Below are 18708 nucleotides of genomic sequence, written 5' to 3' on the forward strand. Positions count from 1 at the left end.
TAACGGCCCTTTTTACTTTATTTTCTTGGTTTATTTTTCTGGTGGACGGTAGCCTTCGATTTCTACGTCTTTACCTTCAAATAAGAAACCGACCATTTGCTCTTCTAAAAAAGCACGGTGCTCTGGGTCCATCATGTTTAAATGCTTTTCGTTAATCAACATCGTTTGCTTGTGTTGCCATTGGCCCCACGCTTCTTTACTGATGTTGTTGAAAATCTTTTCACCAAGCTCACCTGGGTATAGTTGGAAGCCTAAGCCTTCAGCTTCTTTTTGTAACTTTTGACAAAATACTGTACGTGCCATAATTGCTCTCTACTCTTATTGCGTGATGCTATTGTAATCTATTGTGCTTAATTGTTTAACCAGCTTTTTCGTTGGCGCTGCAAGGCCAACTTCAACTGACTCATCAAGCGGATACCAAACCAGTTGTCGCTCATTGATGAGATCTGGAATATTTGGCAATGTTAAAACATGCGGATTAATAGTCAGTTCAAAATGCGAAAACACATGGGTAAAGGCTTCAAGTGCCTGCGTATTTGCAGTTAAACCGTGCTGAGCTAAAAATGTTTCTAGTTCAGTTAGTTCGCTAAACTCAAAAAAGCCAAACAAGCCGCCCCATATTCCAGAGCTCGGGCGTTTTTCCATAAGTACTTTATTGTCACAGGCTAGGATAAGCTGATGACATGACTTTTTAGGCACTGCCTTTTTCGGTTTTGAATGTGGGAACTCTTTAACTTTGCCTTCATTAAAAGCAAGGCATTTACTATTTAAAGGGCACGGCTCACAATCAAATTTACTACGCGAACAAAGGCTTGCACCTAAATCCATCATTGCCTGATTAAACTCAGTGACCGACTCTTTAGGGGTTAATTGCGATGATAATGACCAAAGCTGGTTTTCGACCTTTTTCACCCCATACCAGCCTTCAATCATAAAAAAGCGCGCCAGTACTCGTTTAACATTACCGTCTAGAATTGGATGATGTTGTCCAAGCGATAAAGACAAGATAGCCCCTGCAGTAGAGCGACCAATGCCCGGCAAGTCCATCACCTCTTCAAGTGTGGTTGGAAATTGCCCTTGGTATTTATCACGAACTATTTTTGCTGTTTTATGTAAGTTGCGTGCACGAGCGTAATAGCCAAGGCCAGTCCAGTGGTGCAACACCTGATCTTCATCCGCATTTGCAAGCGCAATGATGTCAGGAAAGCTTTGCATAAACTTTTCAAAGTAAGGAATAACAGTTACGACTTGAGTCTGCTGTAGCATGACCTCAGAGATCCATACCTTATAAGGGGTTTTATTTAATTGCCATGGAAGAGTTTTACGGCCGTGAAGGTGATACCAGTCAACCACTTGGTTTGCAAACCAAGTTGACTCCTTATTGCTTAAATTCAAAATAACATCTTTACTTGCTGAAGCTCATTGCGGCCAAGTCTATTGCAGTTAGTTAGGCCAAGCAAGTCGAACCGACTCCGCCTTGCCAAATAGCCCACATATGGCTGCAAAATTAATCTCGAAAGATAAACAGGTTCTTACTATTGTACTCAAGGCGCAGGTCAGGGATAATACGCAACCTTTTTCTATAGTCAGTGTTTTTTATCAGGCCAAATTATATGAATGACTCAAGTAACCCAAACCTCGAGCAAGCAAAGCAAGAGGGTAAATATATCCGCACGATTCGTAGTTTCGTTAAGCGCGAAGGTCGCCTAACAAAGGGCCAAGCAGCCGCCATCGAAAAGTGTTGGCCAACAATGGGCCTTGAGCATAAAAATGGTATGCTCGATCTAAAAGAAGTATTCGGTAACGATAACGATGTCGTACTAGAAATCGGCTTTGGTATGGGTAAATCACTGGTTGAAATGGCTAAAAATGCACCTGAGCTTAACTTTATTGGTATTGAAGTTCATCGCCCTGGTGTTGGCGCTTGTTTAATGGACGCTGACGAAGCAGGGATCACCAACTTACGTGTATTCGAGCATGATGCAGTTGAAGTGCTTGCTGATTGTATTGCTGATGAGAGTTTATCTAAACTGCAATTATTTTTCCCTGATCCATGGCATAAAAAGCGTCACCACAAGCGTCGTATCGTGCAGCCTGAGTTTGCGCAAAAATTACGTAGCAAATTAAAAATTGGTGGTGTTTTTCACATGGCGACTGACTGGGAAAACTATGCCGAGCATATGCTTGAAGTAATGCAAGTTGCTGAAGGTTACAAAAACCAATCAGAAACCAATGATTACGTTCCTCGCCCAGATTCACGTCCTTTGACAAAATTTGAGCAACGCGGTCATCGCTTAGGTCACGGCGTATGGGACTTGATGTTTGAGCGTACTAAGTAATAAAAGGTAAAAGCAGCATGAGTAAGTTAACCAACCCAAGTTTATTATTGCTTCGAAATGAAGACGAACTTGTTGGCCAGTCGATTTTAGTGGTTAACTTTGAGCAAGATGGCTTTTTACGCGAACTTAAAACGCTAAACCCAGACGCAAAAATTACTGCGTTCAGTTATAACCACGCTAATGCCATGTATGCCAGCAAAATTGCAGGTGTACATGCTGTGGTTGATCACACTATTCCAAATGGTAACTACGATTTAGTTATCTATTACTACCCAAAAGCTAAGCCAGAGGCACTAATGTGCCTTGATAATATCCGTGCTGTTTGCCAGCAAGATGCTCAGCTTTTTGTGGTTGGTGAAAATAAAAGCGGCGTAAAATCAGCAGAGAAACAACTAAAGGACCACTGCGGCTTTAGTAACAAAATCGATAGTGCTAAGCATTGTATTTTGTATATGTTCTCTGAGCTTACGTTAAATGATAACTTCGATATCAGCCGCTATCACAAACAATTCCAAGTTAAAGCTGGTGATGCTGAATTCACTGCTATCAGTGTACCAGGGGTATTTAATCACGGTGCTCTTGATATTGGTACCGCGGTACTACTTAACCATGCCCCTTCTATTAACAAGGGTAAAGTGCTCGATTTTGCTTGTGGGGCAGGCATAATTGCCACCTACTTAGGTTTAAAGCAGCCTGAGCTAGAATTTGTTTGTAGCGATGTAAGTGCCCTTGCAACTTACGCCACAGAACAAACACTGGCACTAAATAATCTCAAAGGTGAAGCCATATTAAGTGACGGTTTAGCAAGCATTGAGGGGAAATTTGATTTAATTATCAGTAACCCGCCTTTCCACACGGGTATTGCCACAGACTACACCATTGCCGAGGCCTTTCTAAGCTCTGCAAAGCAGCACTTGAGTAAGCAAGGAAAATTGACCATTGTTGCTAACAGCTTCTTAAAATATCCACCCATTTTAGAAGCGCAATTTGGCCAGTACAGCACCGATTTTAAAAATACTAAATTTGCCGTTTACTCAGCTTCATAACAATTTGTAAAATAGCTTATTCATAACAAAAATATTTTATTAAATATTTAGTTACTTTTTCTGTTTTTGCTAGACTTAATTTTTAATAACAATATAAAAAGATTGGCCTTCTATCGCGCATGTCACTATTTTCGGCACAAACAAGTATTCGTAAAGCGTTGGCAAATGCGGTCATGCTCGTCACTGCGCTATGCCTATCTTTGTCGATTTCGATATCGACTTATCTTGACGTTAAAGAACAAAAAGCGTTAATCGTTGATAAAATCACCCTACTTGCAGAAATCATTGCCTACAATGCGCAAGTAACAGTGCTTTTTGATGATAATGAAACAGAAGCAGAGCGTTTAAAACTATTTGAATCTGTGCCTATGATCAAAAATGTGCATATTTATGCTATTGATGAGTTATCAAATAAGCCTAAATTCTTTAGTAGTTTTAACGCAATAAGAACCCCTCCAGTACCAATTAAAGTTAATAATATTGATGAGCTATTAGAACCTCAATTTAAAAACAAAGCGATAGAGCTAATAAAACCTATTGTTTATGAAGGTAATACGATTGGCTATGCCTATGTCCGTGGTGACTTAGAAAGACTAAACCAATATATTAACAAGAAGATTTTTATCGATATTTTGTTGACTCTTTTTGTCTTGGTTATTGTGTATTTTGTTTCTAGACGCATTCAAAAACGCATAGCAAACCCAATCGATAATTTGAGTAACCTGCTGCAAGACGTATCTAGAAACCACAACTACGAAACACGTGCGCAAAAAACCAATGTTGACGAGATCAATCAACTAGCTAATAGCTTAAATATCATGCTTGCCCGTACTCAAAAGCAGATTGAACGCCATGAAAATGACAAGCAAGAAATTAAGCAACTGAACCAAAGCCTTGAAGAAAAAGTAAATCAGCGCACAATCGCCCTACGAGAAGCGAATCAAGAGCTACTCAATACCCTTGAGCGAATGCATCAATATCAAAACCAAATTGTAGAAAATGAAAAAATGGCCTCTCTTGGCCAAATGGTCGCAGGCGTTGCCCATGAAGTTAACACGCCGATTGGTTTAGGTATCACAGGTTCAACATTACTTCGCGATAAACTTGCAGAAATAAACAGTTTATTTGAGCAAAAAACCTTAACCTCATCACACCTAAAGCGTTTCATAGATGATGGTATTGAAAACCTCGACTTAATTTATCGAAACCTTAACCGTGCAGCAGAATTGGTTTCTAGCTTTAAAAAAGTAGCTGTGAATCAAGATGTAGAAATGAGTACCAAAATAAATCTGCATGACTTATTAAGTGATGTAATTATGTCGATGCGCTCAGAAATACAATACCGCAACCCAAAAATCATTATCAATTGTAATAGTAACTTTAGTATCGAAACTAAATCTGGACCGTTACAACAAGTATTACAGCAACTTTTAAGCAATTCTGTTATTCACGGCTTTACTGATGATATTGGCAACGAAGTTAGATTTGACGTTGAACGTAATGAGAGCAGCCTTATTATCGATTACTATGACAATGGTATTGGTGTTGATAAATCAATTAAGAAGCGTATTTTTGATCCTTTTGTCACCACTAAGCGAGGTGAAGGCGGAAGCGGTTTAGGTATGCACCTAGTTTACAACCTTGTAACCCAAGCACTTGGAGGAACGATTGTATATGATGAGCTTAATCAAGAAGGCGTGCACTTTATAATCACACTACCTTTGCATGAAGGTGACATGTGATGCGTTGGGTGTGTTATTTAGTCGTTCTTTTGCTTAGTGTGAACTCTGCTTTCGCAAAGTCACCAGAGCAAGTTAAGTCTGCATTTTTATATCAGATTGCCAAGTTCACCAAGTTTGATGATCAAGTAGATCCTCCCCCTGTTACATTTTGTTTTTACGATTTAGAAAATGGTCCGGGCTCGTATCTTAAAGAGAAAAATGAACTGCAAATTAACAAAAAACCAATCAAAGTAATTTTAGTGAAAAAAACTCAGCAAATTTCTGAACTTTCTCAAGTTTGTGATATCACATACATTGATGAAACATTAGAAAATGATATACTTCCACTTTGGACCGATACAATTTCATTAAATACTTTAACAATAGGCGAAAGTATTAGTTTTTTAGAAAATGGCGGTATAGCCTCTCTGGTTCAAGAAGGAAATAAAATCCGACTGTATATCAATAAGCAGCACGTATTGCAGCATAACTTTAAAGTGCAATCTCGATTGTTAGCTATGGCTAAGTTTTATCCAAATTGATTTTACTTGTTAACAATTGGATCTAATCCTATAATCTCTAGTATTCGGTTTTGCTTGATAATACCGAATTTTTGTAAATAAAATTTCCGAAAAGGTTAATATACAATGCAAACGCCAGTCATTCTGATCGTAGAGGATGAAGACGTAACTCGACTAAACCTCGTTAGTTTATTTGAAGCTGAAGGTTACAAAGTTATTGAAGCCATTGATGGCGATGATATGCATGACAAGCTTACAAATAATGATGATGTGAACCTTGTAGTTATGGACATCAACCTACCAGGTAAAAACGGGCTAATCTTAGCACGTGAACTTCGTCAAAAACGAAACGTGGGTTTAATTTTCTTAACAGGTCGTGACAACGACGTTGATCGCATTTTAGGTCTAGAAATTGGTGCTGATGATTACATCACAAAACCATTTAACCCGCGCGAGCTAACTATCCGTGCTCGTAACCTAATTTCGCGCACAGCTTTAGGCGGCGAAGAAGCAAATATCGAAACAAATGGTGTTATTACATTTAACGGTTGGGAACTTGATGAAAACAGCCGTTGTTTAACATCTCCAAGTGGTGACGCTAAACGTTTACCTAAAGGTGAATATCGTGCGCTACGCTTAATGCTTGACTCACCGGGCCGTATTTTCAGCCGTGAGCAATTAATCAAGCACATGACTGGCCGTGAGCTTCGCGCTAACGACCGTACTGTAGACGTAACAATTCGTCGTATCAGAAAACACTTTGAAAGCGATAACAGCACATCTGAACTAATCAGCACCATCCATGGTGAAGGCTATCGTTTCATCGGTAAAATCGACAGCTAATTAGAATTAATTTTCTAGTTGTTGTAAAAATAATTGGAGGGCTTCGCGCCCTTCATTTATTTTAACTGCTAGTTCATCAAGCCACTTTTGTAACTCTTCACTACTTTCTTCAAGCGCTCCATGCTCCATCTTCTTAGCGTGTAACTGAACATCGTTTAAGCCTACAGAACCAGCTGCGCCTTTTAATTTATGCGCCACCGATTTGTACTCTTCTCTATCATCTGCTGCTAACGCATCTGCAAGCTCAGTTTGATACTGTGGGTTTAGCTTATTAAACAGCTCACAACTACGGTTGAAGATAGTTAACCCCATTGAACCAACAAAGTCTTCAATGGTTTCAATATCAAGTAACTCAACGCGGATACCTGACAAATCTTTGACTGACACTGGCTTGATTGTTTCTGACTGACAACTTTTTTGTTGTTTAATATCAAACAGCTCACCAAGCATTTTATCAAGCTTGGTTGTATTAATTGGCTTCGCAAGCGCGCCTTGAATGTTAATACCAGCAAGCTCTTCTTCAGCACTACGCACGTTAGCAGTTAAGGCAACGATTGGTAGGTTATCAAAGTGCTCATCGTCACGAATTTGGCGAGCAACTTCATCACCGTTGATATCTGGCAATTGCATATCAAGTAATACGAGGTCTAAGTCATCTTCTGTGTAGACAAACGACAGCGCATCTTCACCGGTTTCAGCCCAAATAACTTCGTGACCACGCTGCTCAAGTAAATTTGTGGCAATTTCAGCGTTAAGCGGAACATCTTCAACAAGTAGAATGTTTAAACTACGAACCGCATAATTTTGCTCTGTAGGCGCAATGCAGAGTTTAAGTGGGATCTCTACCACAAAAACACTGCCCTCACCTTCTGTGCTGCTTACATGTATTTCACCTTTCATCGCAGTAACCAGTGCTTTTGTTACTGCAAGCCCAATACCTGAGCCAATAGCATTGGTGCCATTGATGTCTGGTGCTTTGTAGTACATGTCAAAAATACGGTGTAGTTGTTCTTGCGGGATCCCCTGACCGGTATCACTAACACGCATCACTAACCAAGGACCATCTGGGCGATTTTCACGAATACATTCAAGCTCAACATGACCTTGCTGTGTAAACTTAACGGCATTATTTATTAAGTTCCATACAACTTGACGTAACCGAGTTGGGTCAAGCGATGCATACACATCCAACGTGCCTTTTCGTTTGATATTAAAATCAAGACTCTTTTGTTCAGCAATCAGGCCAGCAAAGTTAACAACATCATTGATAAAGTCAGCTACATTTACTGAGTCAGTAACGATATCTAGCTGCTCACGGTCAATTTTATCTAAATCAATAATATCGTTAAAAATATTACCAAGGGTTTCAGCACTCGAAAACACTGTGTTACACCAACTACGCTGCTGTTTATCAAGCTCGGTATCAAGCAACATGCGTGTTAAACCTACAATACCATTCAAAGGCGTTCTAAGTTCATGGCTCAATGTGGCAATAAACTTCCCTTTGTCTTTATAAGCTGCTTCAAGCGCCTGTGCGGCTTCTTTACGGCTGGTGATATCACGGCCGAAAGCGAGCAAACCAATATACTCCCCTTTTTCGTTAATAAACGGTAACTTACGCATCTCAAACCAGCGCTTTTCACCATTAACGGGATATTCAACATCAAGCGTTAGGGCTTGGTGCGTTTGCGATACTTTTTTGTCGGTGCGCAGTACTTCAGGTAAGTAATTACTTGGGTAGATTTCCTCTACACTTTTGCCAATTAACTCTTCGCCACTTTTTCCAATCACTTGCTCAAACATTTTATTACAGCCAGCAAAGACGCCGTTGTTATCACGGTAATAAAATAAATCAGGAGAGGAGTCGACAATTGAGCGCAATAACATACCTTGTTGGGCTAATTCTTGTTGAGTTTTCTTGCGCTCAGCTATTTCACGTCTGAGCTCTTCAATTGCTCTGTGCTTAGCGTGAAACGCCATTTTACGCTCATCAATCTCTTCATTTAAGCGACTGATATTGTCTTTTAACGTTTGGTTTAATAGTTTTTCTTGCTTAGTGGCGCTATCTAAATAGCTATATGATGCTTCGAGCTGGCGAATTGAATTTAGCAGTACCGAAATCAAAATTGGCGATACAACTGCGGTAAAAAACATCACCGCTAAAACATCTACCAAGGTGACAGTACCCACTGCAACATAATAAAACATGCAAGATAAAATCAGCGACATCACTAATAATAAGGCATAGCAAGCCGCAGCGGTCTTAAATTCACCGTATTTAGAAATAAAGCTTGAGAGTGTGCGAGCCCACGGACTCATAGAAGAATCAATCATATATTAAAGCTTAGGCACATAATCGAAAAAAACAGCATAGCTAATTTTATCACTAATCCTTTAGAAATATTCACATTGTGCGATAAACATATAATTTTTTCACGTATGGCACTTCTTTTTATATTTTTTCATGTAAAATATCGCGCTTTATTAATTGCAAAGAATGAGTATTACCATGCAAACCACAATGCCAGATATTGCTGATACGGCCCCAGCGTTAAAAACGGGTAAGTTAGACTGGGTTGGCATGGGTGAAATTGAACTACCTTTCATTTTTGAAACTCGTAACCAAGCCCCAGTAAATGTAATTGCTAAAGCACGCGCCTTTGTTAATTTACATAAAGAAGATGCCAAAGGCATTCATATGTCGCGTTTATTTTTGGCGCTTGATACCTTATCAACCGAGCAACAAGTTAATCCCCAAACCCTTGCTCAAGCACTTGATGCCTTTATCAGTAGTCATGATGACCTAAGTGACCAAGCACAGATCGAGTTTAAATTTGAGCTGCCTTTGCGCCGCAAATCACTATTAAGTGGTAAAGTGGGCTGGAAAAACTACCCTATCCACTTAATCGCTAAAATAAACCAAGGTGTATTAAGCTTTGAATTAATGGTTGATGTGACCTACTCGTCAACATGCCCATGCTCAGCGGCCCTTGCACGACAACTAATTCAAAATGCATTTAGCGAAAAGTTTGCAGAGCAAGATATTGATAAGCAGACTGTTTTAGAATGGCTGGGCACAACAGATGGCATTGTGGCTACACCACACTCACAGCGCTCAATTGCAAACGTCAAAGTAAAGCTCGACAGCGAAATTGATAGTTTTGATGTGGTTGGCTTGATTGATGCTTTAGAAGCAGAGCTTAAAACGCCTGTGCAAGCAGCCGTTAAACGTGAAGACGAGCAAGAGTTTGCCCGCTTAAATGGTCAAAACCTAATGTTCTGCGAAGACGCTGCACGTAAAATTAAAGGCTTACTCGAAGAGCAAAATTACGCAGATTACTGGCTACAAATAAACCACTACGAATCACTTCATGCCCACGATGCAGTGGCAATTGCTGTTAAAGGAATTGATGGCGGCTACACGGCTTAAAAAATTCAGGTGACTCCGCACACTTAGGCACACTAATTGCTAATTATTTTGAGTGTCAATTTGTTGTTGTGGAGTTACCATATGGAATTCGCTTTATTATCAATTTTAGTTTTAGTCGTAGTAGCCTCTGTTGTTGCGTCAAAGTTTACCGATGAAGGCGGAAACCCTTATCCTTTCACTCGTAAGCAAAGTGTTTTTACGCAAGTAGAGAGTGCATTTTTACATCTTCTTGAACGTGCCGTTGGCGATCAATACAAAATCGTGAGTCGCGTTAAACTCATTGATTTAATTGACTGCAAACAAGGCTTGTCTGTTAAAGCTAAACGCGCAGCTATTGCCAAAGCCAAAAATAAGCAACTAGATTATGTACTAATCGACAAAGACAAACTTACCATTGTTGCCGCTGTTGATTTAGTTAACAACACTAACCGCGATGGCCATAAAGCTCAGCGTGATTGGTTTGTAAGTGGCGCATTAGAAGCTGCGGGTATTCCTCATATTCGTATGAAAGTAAAATCAGGATATCAACCAAGAGAAGTACGTGATGCAATCATGTTTAAGCTTGGTAAGCCTGCGGCAGCACCAATTAGACCAACGCGAAATCGCGTAACTAAGCCAGCTGTATTATCACCATCACAAGCAAAAGCACATTCAACAGCTACAGCACTTGCTGAAATATAAGCTGTCATAAATTTGGCGAAAGCAGACTTTAGGTCTGCTTTTTTGTTTTTCCGCTAGCTGATTCTCGTAACCATACCTGGTTGCGTATATAATCTCGGTATTCAATCTAAGGAATCAAATATTATGCACGTTGGTATTATTGGCGCGATGGAGCCAGAAGTAAAAATTTTACGCGAAGCAATGGCAAACCCAAGCACTATGACTAAGGCTGGCTTTACATTTTACACTGGTGAATTAGCGGGTAATAAAGTTACTTTAGTACAGTCAGGTATTGGTAAAGTTGCATCTGCTGTTGCAACAACACTGCTTATCGATAATTTTAGCCCTGATTGTGTGATCAACACAGGCTCTGCAGGTGGTTTTGAGCCATCATTAAACGTTGGCGATGTAGTTATCTCATCAGAAGTACGTCATCATGACGTAGACGTTACTGCATTTGGCTACGAAATCGGTCAGGTGCCACAAATGCCAGCAGGCTTTGCTGCACACCCTAAACTGATTGAAGCGGCAGAGCAAAGCGTAAGTCAAATTAGTGATGTTAAGACCATGATTGGTCTAATCTGTACAGGTGACTCATTCATGTGTGACCCAGTACGAATTGAAAAAACTCGCGCTGAATTCCCAACTATGCTTGCAGTAGAAATGGAAGGCGCAGCAATTGCACAGGCTTGCCACGTATTAGAAACACCATTTGTTGTTATTCGTTCAATGTCTGACATTGCAGGCAAAGAATCACCGCAATCATTTGAAGAGTATATCGAAACTGCATCTATCAACTCATCAAAAATGGTTGTTGCTCTTTTAGAGAAGCTGACGTCGGTGAGTTTATAAGGTGATTACAAATATTGTTCAAAACCATTTGGACATTATTGTATTTTTTGTAGCGCTCATTGCTGAGCGCTTTTTTCCTTTGGTTAGTTGGTATCATCCTAGTACCTTTTTAAGCGTTATTTTTTCTGCTCTTGGTGAGCGTTTATACAGCCCTTCTAACCCCAAAAGTTATCAGTATTTAGCATCAACCTTGGCATTCACCTTCACTGTGTTAGTTATAGTGACACTGGTTGTACTTTTTTTAGAATTTGCTTTTTATCCTGAGCTATTAAACGGCTTAATTTTGTATTTATTACTAAGTAGTCGTGCCCAAGAGAAAAAATCACTGCGGATAGCAAGATTAGTTAAGCTAAATCAAAAAGCGACAGCAAGAGAGCTACTTACAAGCCTTGTTGCTCGTGATGTTTCACGTTTATCGGCTCCTGGAATTTGTAAAGCCACCATGGAGTCACTGGTGCTGCAAAGTGCGCGGCATTATTTTGCCGTTATTTTCTTTTATATAATTGGCGGCGCTATCTTTGCTTTGGTTTATCGCTTACTCACTTTAATACATCAAGCATGGCGTAAGAATCGTAAGCCAAATAACCCGTTTTTAACTACCATAGCTAAACTACTGTTTGTATTAGAGTGGTTACCCATTCGATTATTGGCTTTAACGATTGCTGCAAGCAATGCCAGCAAGCAGAGTATTCATTATATTAAGCACTATGGAAGACACTTTTATCAAACTAATACAGGCTGGCTATTAAGTGTGACCTCTGCGGCATTACAAGTGCAATTAGGCGGTCCGGCGCTATACCAAGAAGAGCGATTTAATAAGATGCGTGTAGGTACCGACCGTTTACCAAATTCTGATGATATTGCCGCTTTAGTGAATCGTTTAAACCAAGCGAAAGCATTTTGGTTACTACTGATAGTCGGGATTGAAGTAATTAGCCTATTCACAAACTAATCAAAATATAAGCACAAAAAAACCAGCCGTAGCTGGTTTTTTTATTTCTATTAGCTTGATTAAGCTAAGGTGATTTTAGCAAACTTACGCTTACCTACTTGGTAAATCTGAGTTGTGCCTTTTGCAACTTCAAGCTTAGTATCCGTTACTTTTTCTTCACCATTTAATTTAACTGCACCTTGCTTGATCATACGCATCGCTTCTGAGGTACTTGCAACAAGATTAGCTTCTTTTAGTAAGTTAGTGATAAACACTGTGTCTTCAGCGATAGTAACTGTCACTTCAGGGATCTCATCTGGTAATGCATTCTTTTGGAAACGCTTGATGAAATCTTGATGAGCACCTTCGGCTGCTTCTTCACTGTGGAAACGTGCAATCAGTTCTTTTGCTAATTCAATCTTGATGTCGCGCGGGTTTGCACCATCAGCAACACGCTGCTTAAGAGCTGCAATTTCTTCGATTGATAATGCACTTAATAAGTCATAGTAACGCCACATTAGCTCATCGCTAATAGACATCACTTTACCAAACATATCGTTCGGCTCATCAGTAATACCAATATAGTTACCTAATGACTTAGACATCTTTTGAACGCCATCGGTACCTTCAAGCAGTGGCATCATAAGCACTGTTTGTGGCTTTTGGCCTTCGTCTTTTTGTAGTTCACGACCCATTAGTAAGTTAAAGCGTTGGTCTGTACCGCCAAGCTCAACGTCAGCTTCTAATGCAACTGAGTCCCAACCTTGTACCAGTGGATATAAAAATTCGTGGATAGCAATTGATTGACCATTGGCATAACGCTTTTTAAAGTCATCACGTTCTAGCATACGTGCTACTGTTTGACGCGCAGCCAGTTTAATCATACCTGCCGCACCTAAGTTCTCCATCCAAGTAGAGTTAAATGCAACAGTTGTTTTAGCAGGATCGAGGATCTTAAATACTTGCTCTTTATATGTTTCAGCGTTGGCTAAAACATCTTCACGAGTTAACGGTTTACGTGTTACGTTTTTACCCGTTGGATCACCAATCATACCGGTGAAATCACCGATTAAGAAAATCACTTCGTGACCTAGGTCTTGGAAGGTTTTCATTTTGTTGATAAGAACTGTATGACCTAAATGCAGATCAGGCGCAGTTGGATCGAAACCCGCTTTGATCTTAAGTTTCTTACCTGACTTTAGTTTTTCAACTAATTCGTCTTCAATTAATATCTCTTCTGCACCGCGTTTTATCTCAGCTAGAGCGGTTTGTAAATCCACTGTGTATTACTCCAAAAATTCAGCTACCGGGGCGTGGTGGCCTGTCAGGGTTATAATTATAGAGCTAAAAACTTTAAAATTTAGCTAGTTAGCATCAAAAGAGTGACACTAAAAAAAGCCTAACTTAAATAGTTTAAGAAACAGCCCTGCAGGCAGCGCGCATGATTGTTCTTTATACCGCGTTATTGCATTTTATTGAAGGTACTTTAGTTAACTAACAGCAAATTAGTTTAACTGACGACACATGCTGCAAATTCAACCAAAAAAGTTTAACGCGCAGGCCAATTCTAGCGCAAATTAGCGCCAGTTTAAATCTACAAAACACTGGTATTTGCGCTATTTTAGGTATATCCTGCAATATTAGTAATTAATTTTCTTGACAGCAGAAAAGGCACGTTATGGTTCATGTAGTGCACAAACTCCCCAAAAAACACAAACTGCTCATTCTAGGTTTGGTTTCTGCTATTGCCGGCTTGGCACTTTTGCCTTCTGAAAAAGCCACCGCCTCAAAGGATAACAGTGCAAACGCACTTGAAATTGGTAAACGCTACGAATTACAAGTTAAAGTTGATGATAACGAAAAACTAACTGAACTAAATTCGGAGCAAGCAGCAGCAAAACTTCCAGAATATGAGCTTGTTGATCATGAAGTTCGCAATGGCGATAATTTAGCTCTTATTTTTAAGCGCGCGGGCTTCTCAGCGCAAACTCTGCACAAACTAGTTAACACAAACGCTGAAACGCGCAAGTTAACAAAAATTCATCCGGGTGAAATTTTAAGTTTTGCAACCGCCGAAGATGGCTCATTAGCGCAGCTTCGTTATGTAATTTCAAAAACAGATACCTTATACGTTACATTAAATGACGAAGGTAACTACGATACATCAATCGACAGCAAAGAAATTGAAACTCTCAGCAAGTCTGCCGGTGGTGAAATCAGCAACAGCTTCTGGACATCGGGTATTGCCGCTGGTTTAAGCGAGCGTCAAATAATGAACTTTGCCGATATTTTTGGTTGGGATGTCGACTTTGCAAATGATATTCGTAAGGGTGACCAATTCGGTCTAATCTACGAAACCCACTATGTTGATGGTGAATACATTGGTGATGGCAAAATCATTGCAGCAGAATTCATAAACCAAGGTGAACGTTATACAGCGATTCGCCATACTGATGGTAACTTCTATACGCCTGAAGGCCGTAGTATGAAAAAAGCTTTCTTACGCGCGCCTGTTAACTTTAAGTATATTAGCTCAAGCTTCAACCCTCGCCGTTTACACCCTGTAACTAAAACTGTTAAGCCGCATAATGGTATTGATTATGCTGCTCGCACAGGTACACCGGTAGTTTCATCGGGTAATGGTAAAGTGATTAAAGCGGGTTACAGCAAATACAATGGTAACTACGTATTTATTAGCCACGGTACTCAATATGTAACTAAATACCTTCACTTGAACAAACGTCTGGTAAAAACAGGTCAAAAAGTGAAGCAGGGTCAAAAAATTGGTACGGTTGGTGCGACTGGCCGTGTAACTGGCCCACACTTACACTATGAATTCTTAGTAAACGGTGTACACCGTAATCCGAAAACGGTCAAACTACCTAAATCAGAGCCTTTACCGCGTGATGAGCTAGCTAAGTTTAAACCGATTGCTGATAACTTCTTAGCGCAATTACAACGTAACCGTGAGTTACAATTAGCGTTAAATAAGTAATTGAGTAAACATTAAAAAAGCCGCTTCAATGATGAAGCGGCTTTTTAGTGCCTGCCACAAAATCAGCCTTAATGACCTTTATTCTCTTCAATAATTGAAAGCAAGTATGAGCTTGCGCAGGCGCGATTCATGCCTGAAATAAAACACAACACAGAAGCTATTATTACCTTAATAAAACATAAATAAGTTGAATAATTAGCGAAATCATCACCAGTGGCCAAATGTACTTTGCGTATTTTGTAGCGCCATCAAGCCCCATTTTAGACTGATACTTTTCAAGTAGCGGTATTAGAATAACCAAGGCAACAAAAAGGCATAGTAAGATAATAAAGATATTCATGGTGGCTTCCTTACACAACTATCATTTAACTACAATTTCTTTAGGGTGACCCTAGTCTATAGGCAAAAAAAAGCGCAGTAAAATTACTGCGCCAGTCGGTTGGAAGTAAATCGACTTAGCCAACAATCGCTAACAAAATACCTGCTGCAACGGCACTTCCTAATACCCCTGCAACGTTTGGTCCCATAGCATGCATTAATAAGAAGTTATGCGGATTGCTTTCAAGACCTACTTTATTCACCACACGTGCTGCCATTGGTACCGCAGAAACACCTGCAGCGCCTACTAATGGGTTTATTGGCGATTTAGAGATCTTATTAAGACCTTTTGCCATAAACACCCCTGAAGCTGTGCCAATCGCAAACGCTAATGCACCTAACACCAAAATACCGATAGTTTCTACAGTTAAGAACTTATCAGCAGCAAGCTTTGAACCTACCGCTAAGCCTAAGAAAATCGTGGTAATGTTGATGATTTCATTTTGTGCACTGTTACTTAAACGATCGACCACACCCGATTCGCGCATCAAGTTACCTAAGCAGAACATACCTACAAGCGGTGTTGCAGCTGGTAAAAACAAGATAGTTAAACTAAGCACCATTAAAGGAAAAATAATCTTCTCTTTTTTCGATACAGTACGAAGTTGTGGCATTTGAATTTCGCGCTCTGCTTGCGTTGTTAGTGCACGCATAATTGGCGGCTGAATAATTGGCACTAGTGCCATATATGAATAAGCCGCTACTGCGATAGCCCCAAGTAAGTCTGGTGCCAATTTAGATGCTAAGAAAATAGCCGTTGGACCATCCGCACCACCAATAATGGCAATTGCCGATGCATCTTGTAGCGTAAATTCAAAGCCCGGAATAAAGTTAAGTAGAATTGCACCAAATAAAGTAGCGAAAATACCAAACTGCGCAGCCGCGCCTAGCAACAACATACGCGGATTTGCTATCAAGGCACTAAAGTCTGTCAGCGCGCCAACCCCCATGAAGATCAGAAGTGGAAACACCCCAGAATCAATCCCTATGTGATACACATAATAAAGCAGTCCACCCGGTTCAGATAAGCCTGCAGCAGGAATATTCGTTAAGATCGCCCCAAAGCCTATTGGTAACAATAGCAAGGGTTCAAAATTACGAGCAATTGCTAGATATAACAATAAGCAACCAACCGCAATCATGATCAAGGCAGGAAAGGTAAAGTTAGCGATACCTGTTGCATGCCAGAGATTTAAAAGACCATCCATTCTCTGTCTCCTACGCCAGCGCGATTAATGCATCGCCAGTGGCAACAGAATCACCTTCGGCAACTAAAACTTCAGCAACCGTGCCGGTATGTGCAGCGCGAATTTCAGTTTCCATTTTCATCGCTTCCATAATGATAACTACATCACCTTGGTTTACTGTTTGGCCTGGCTTTACTTTCACTTTGAAAATATTACCCGCCAATGGCGCGTTTAAAGTTTCGCCAGCAGACGCTGAAGCAGACTGAGGAATTAACTCACTGTCTTTTAAAGTCACCTCTTTAAGCTCACCACCTTGTGCTACAACGACATCGTAAACTTTGCCATCAACTTTAACGCTGTATTGCTCAGCTTTTACTGAGTTTGCAGCAGCTGGTTTGCTTTCTGGCTTAGCAACTTCACCTGTAGGAATAGCTTCAAATGCATCAGGATTATTTCGGTTTTTAATAAACTTAAGACCAATTTGTGGAAATAATGCATAGGTGAGCACATCATCAATCACATCATCAGCAAGCTCTAAACCTTGCTCTTTAGCTTCTTTTAATAATTCAGCTTCTAGCTTCTCAAGTTCAGGTTCAAGTTTATCAGCAGGACGACAAGTAATTGCTTCTGCGCCATCTAAAACACGTTCTTGTAGCTCTTTATTCATAGGAGCCGGCGTTGCACCGTACTCACCTTTAAGTACACCTGCGGTTTCTTTGGTAATCGTTTTATAGCGCTCACCAGTCAATACATTAAGTACCGCTTGCGTACCGACAATTTGAGAGGTTGGAGTAACCAGTGGAATATAGCCTAAGTCTTCACGAACACGTGGGATCTCAAGTAATACTTGATCAAGCTTATCGGCAGCACCTTGCTCTTTAAGCTGGTTTTCCATGTTAGTTAACATACCACCTGGCACTTGTGCTAATAAGATACGGCCATCAACACCTTTTAGGCTACCTTCAAAAGCAGCATATTTTTTACGAACATCACGGAAGTAAGCGGCAATTTCTTCTAGTTGGTTTAAATCTAGGCCGGTATCTCGCTCTGTGCCTTCAACAATCGACACGATTGTTTCTGTGGCGCTATGACCATAAGTCATACTCATAGACGAAATTGCGGTATCAAGCATATCGATACCTGCATCTATAGCTTTTTGGTAAGTTGCAGTACTTAATCCTGTCGTCGCGTGACATTGCATCGCGATAGGAATAGATACGGTTTCTTTTAAACCTTTGATTAACTGCTCACAATCATATGGCTTCAATAAACCAGCCATATCTTTAATACAAATAGAATGACAGCCTAGTTCTTCGAGCTGTTTCGCAAGTTTAAGCCACATATCAAGTGTGTGTACTGGGCTTACGGTGTAAGAAATAGTACCTTGAGCGTGTGCGCCTACTTTAACCGCTGCTTTAATTGCAGTTTCAAGATTACGTACATCGTTCATAGCATCGAAAATTCGGAACACATCTACACCATTTTTATGGGCTCGTTCTACAAACTTTTCGACAACATCGTCCGCATAATGGCGGTAGCCTAAAAGGTTTTGTCCGCGCAATAGCATTTGCTGTTTAGTATTTGGCATTGCCGCTTTTAATTCGCGAATACGTTGCCAAGGATCTTCACCTAAATAACGGATACATGAGTCAAAGGTTGCTCCACCCCATGATTCAATAGACCAATAACCTGCACTATCAAGTTTTTCAGCCATGGGTAGCATGTCGTCTAAGCGCATACGCGTGGCCAATAAAGACTGATGAGCGTCACGCAATACTAATTCTGTAAGTTTTAATTTAGCCATG

The 18708-nt window shown here is 40.2% G+C and carries 17 protein-coding genes; 10 read left to right on the forward strand and 7 right to left on the reverse strand.

The genetic code is table 11. From position 1 onward, the window contains the following. Positions 1-30: 30 nt before the first annotated feature. Entirely contained in the window at positions 31-303 is a 273-nt protein-coding gene (locus E5N72_RS14800) for an oxidative damage protection protein (RefSeq protein WP_036970432.1), read from the reverse strand. A gap of 15 nt (positions 304-318) precedes the next feature. Continuing rightward, positions 319-1398, reverse strand: a complete 1080-nt coding sequence (gene mutY / locus E5N72_RS14805; protein ID WP_135925826.1) for an A/G-specific adenine glycosylase — start codon at positions 1396-1398, stop codon at positions 319-321. Positions 1399-1613: 215 nt separating this feature from the next. Between mutY and trmB the strand changes: the two genes are divergently transcribed. The 5 genes from trmB (at position 1614) to arcA (ending at position 6470) form a co-directional block, all read left to right on the forward strand. Beyond that, positions 1614-2339, forward strand: a complete 726-nt coding sequence (gene trmB, locus E5N72_RS14810; protein ID WP_135925827.1) for a tRNA (guanosine(46)-N7)-methyltransferase TrmB — start codon at positions 1614-1616, stop codon at positions 2337-2339. Positions 2340-2356: 17 nt separating this feature from the next. Continuing rightward, on the forward strand, positions 2357-3385 hold the full coding sequence (locus E5N72_RS14815; RefSeq protein ID WP_135925828.1) for a methyltransferase: 1029 nt from the start codon (positions 2357-2359) through the stop codon (positions 3383-3385). Positions 3386-3504: 119 nt separating this feature from the next. Continuing rightward, complete coding sequence (locus tag E5N72_RS14820) at positions 3505-5127, forward strand: ATP-binding protein (protein WP_135925829.1); 1623 nt, start codon at positions 3505-3507, stop codon at positions 5125-5127. After that, positions 5127-5648 (forward strand): YfiR family protein, encoded by a 522-nt coding sequence (locus E5N72_RS14825; protein ID WP_135925830.1) that lies wholly within the window; start codon positions 5127-5129, stop codon positions 5646-5648. Before E5N72_RS14820 ends, E5N72_RS14825 begins: the two co-directional genes overlap by 1 nt. 105 nt (positions 5649-5753) lie before the next feature. Next, positions 5754-6470, forward strand: a complete 717-nt coding sequence (gene arcA / locus E5N72_RS14830) for a two-component system response regulator ArcA (RefSeq protein WP_054551295.1) — start codon at positions 5754-5756, stop codon at positions 6468-6470. 6 nt (positions 6471-6476) lie between these two features. Here the strand turns inward: arcA and arcB are convergent, their stop codons facing one another. Further along, positions 6477-8804 (reverse strand): aerobic respiration two-component sensor histidine kinase ArcB, encoded by a 2328-nt coding sequence (gene arcB, locus E5N72_RS14835; RefSeq protein ID WP_135925831.1) that lies wholly within the window; start codon positions 8802-8804, stop codon positions 6477-6479. 175 nt (positions 8805-8979) lie between these two features. Here arcB and folE2 point away from each other — a divergent pair, with 175 nt between their 5' ends. The 4 genes from folE2 to ampE all read left to right on the forward strand — a co-directional run bounded on the left by folE2 (position 8980) and on the right by ampE (position 12364). Then, positions 8980-9900 carry a GTP cyclohydrolase FolE2 gene (gene folE2, locus E5N72_RS14840; protein ID WP_135925832.1) on the forward strand — a complete coding sequence of 307 codons (921 nt, stop codon included), beginning with the start codon at positions 8980-8982 and terminating at the stop codon, positions 9898-9900. An 81-nt stretch (positions 9901-9981) separates the two neighbouring features. Continuing rightward, the gene (locus E5N72_RS14845) at positions 9982-10581 is read left to right on the forward strand and encodes a DUF2726 domain-containing protein (RefSeq protein WP_135925833.1); all 600 of its coding nucleotides are present in this window, start codon (positions 9982-9984) and stop codon (positions 10579-10581) included. Positions 10582-10704: 123 nt separating this feature from the next. Next, positions 10705-11412, forward strand: coding sequence for a 5'-methylthioadenosine/S-adenosylhomocysteine nucleosidase (gene mtnN, locus E5N72_RS14850; RefSeq protein ID WP_135925834.1), 708 nt, complete (start codon positions 10705-10707; stop codon positions 11410-11412). 1 nt (position 11413) lies between these two features. Further along, positions 11414-12364: a regulatory signaling modulator protein AmpE gene (gene ampE, locus E5N72_RS14855; protein ID WP_135925835.1), complete on the forward strand. Its 951-nt coding sequence runs from the start codon at positions 11414-11416 to the stop codon at positions 12362-12364. 59 nt (positions 12365-12423) lie between these two features. Here ampE and tyrS read toward each other — a convergent pair whose 3' ends face one another. Then, positions 12424-13623 carry a tyrosine--tRNA ligase gene (gene tyrS / locus E5N72_RS14860; RefSeq protein ID WP_135925836.1) on the reverse strand — a complete coding sequence of 400 codons (1200 nt, stop codon included), beginning with the start codon at positions 13621-13623 and terminating at the stop codon, positions 12424-12426. 398 nt (positions 13624-14021) lie between these two features. Here tyrS and E5N72_RS14865 point away from each other — a divergent pair, with 398 nt between their 5' ends. Then, entirely contained in the window at positions 14022-15338 is a 1317-nt protein-coding gene (locus E5N72_RS14865) for a peptidoglycan DD-metalloendopeptidase family protein (RefSeq protein ID WP_135925837.1), read from the forward strand. A 163-nt stretch (positions 15339-15501) separates the two neighbouring features. On the opposite strand, the gene E5N72_RS20615 is transcribed toward E5N72_RS14865, so the two are convergent. The 3 genes from E5N72_RS20615 to oadA all read right to left on the reverse strand — a co-directional run bounded on the left by E5N72_RS20615 (position 15502) and on the right by oadA (position 18707). Continuing rightward, positions 15502-15678 (reverse strand): hypothetical protein, encoded by a 177-nt coding sequence (locus E5N72_RS20615; RefSeq protein ID WP_165385086.1) that lies wholly within the window; start codon positions 15676-15678, stop codon positions 15502-15504. A 115-nt stretch (positions 15679-15793) separates the two neighbouring features. Then, positions 15794-16924 (reverse strand): sodium ion-translocating decarboxylase subunit beta, encoded by a 1131-nt coding sequence (locus E5N72_RS14870; protein WP_135925838.1) that lies wholly within the window; start codon positions 16922-16924, stop codon positions 15794-15796. A gap of 10 nt (positions 16925-16934) precedes the next feature. Then, a complete protein-coding gene (gene oadA, locus E5N72_RS14875) occupies positions 16935-18707 on the reverse strand; it encodes a sodium-extruding oxaloacetate decarboxylase subunit alpha (RefSeq protein WP_135925839.1) in 1773 nt (590 codons plus the stop codon). Between the last annotated feature and the right edge of the window lies 1 nt (position 18708).

The organism is Pseudoalteromonas sp. MEBiC 03607 (genome assembly GCF_004792295.1).
In the GTDB taxonomy this organism is placed as follows: Bacteria; Pseudomonadota; Gammaproteobacteria; order Enterobacterales; family Alteromonadaceae; genus Pseudoalteromonas; species Pseudoalteromonas lipolytica_C.

Excerpts from the sequence above, each read along its gene's own strand:
- E5N72_RS14825 (WP_135925830.1), top strand. The coding sequence starts at position 5,127 with ATGCGTTGGGTGTGTTATTTAGTCGTTCTTTTGCTTAGTGTGAACTCT.
- E5N72_RS14820 (WP_135925829.1), top strand. The coding sequence starts at position 3,505 with ATGTCACTATTTTCGGCACAAACAAGTATTCGTAAAGCGTTGGCAAAT.
- E5N72_RS14865 (WP_135925837.1), top strand. The coding sequence starts at position 14,022 with ATGGTTCATGTAGTGCACAAACTCCCCAAAAAACACAAACTGCTCATT.
- E5N72_RS14870 (WP_135925838.1), bottom strand. The coding sequence starts at position 16,924 with ATGGATGGTCTTTTAAATCTCTGGCATGCAACAGGTATCGCTAACTTT.
- E5N72_RS14845 (WP_135925833.1), top strand. The coding sequence starts at position 9,982 with ATGGAATTCGCTTTATTATCAATTTTAGTTTTAGTCGTAGTAGCCTCT.
- E5N72_RS20615 (WP_165385086.1), bottom strand. The coding sequence starts at position 15,678 with ATGAATATCTTTATTATCTTACTATGCCTTTTTGTTGCCTTGGTTATT.
- arcB (WP_135925831.1), bottom strand. The coding sequence starts at position 8,804 with ATGATTGATTCTTCTATGAGTCCGTGGGCTCGCACACTCTCAAGCTTT.
- trmB (WP_135925827.1), top strand. The coding sequence starts at position 1,614 with ATGAATGACTCAAGTAACCCAAACCTCGAGCAAGCAAAGCAAGAGGGT.
- mtnN (WP_135925834.1), top strand. The coding sequence starts at position 10,705 with ATGCACGTTGGTATTATTGGCGCGATGGAGCCAGAAGTAAAAATTTTA.
- arcA (WP_054551295.1), top strand. The coding sequence starts at position 5,754 with ATGCAAACGCCAGTCATTCTGATCGTAGAGGATGAAGACGTAACTCGA.
- folE2 (WP_135925832.1), top strand. The coding sequence starts at position 8,980 with ATGCAAACCACAATGCCAGATATTGCTGATACGGCCCCAGCGTTAAAA.
- E5N72_RS14800 (WP_036970432.1), bottom strand. The coding sequence starts at position 303 with ATGGCACGTACAGTATTTTGTCAAAAGTTACAAAAAGAAGCTGAAGGC.
- E5N72_RS14815 (WP_135925828.1), top strand. The coding sequence starts at position 2,357 with ATGAGTAAGTTAACCAACCCAAGTTTATTATTGCTTCGAAATGAAGAC.
- oadA (WP_135925839.1), bottom strand. The coding sequence starts at position 18,707 with ATGGCTAAATTAAAACTTACAGAATTAGTATTGCGTGACGCTCATCAG.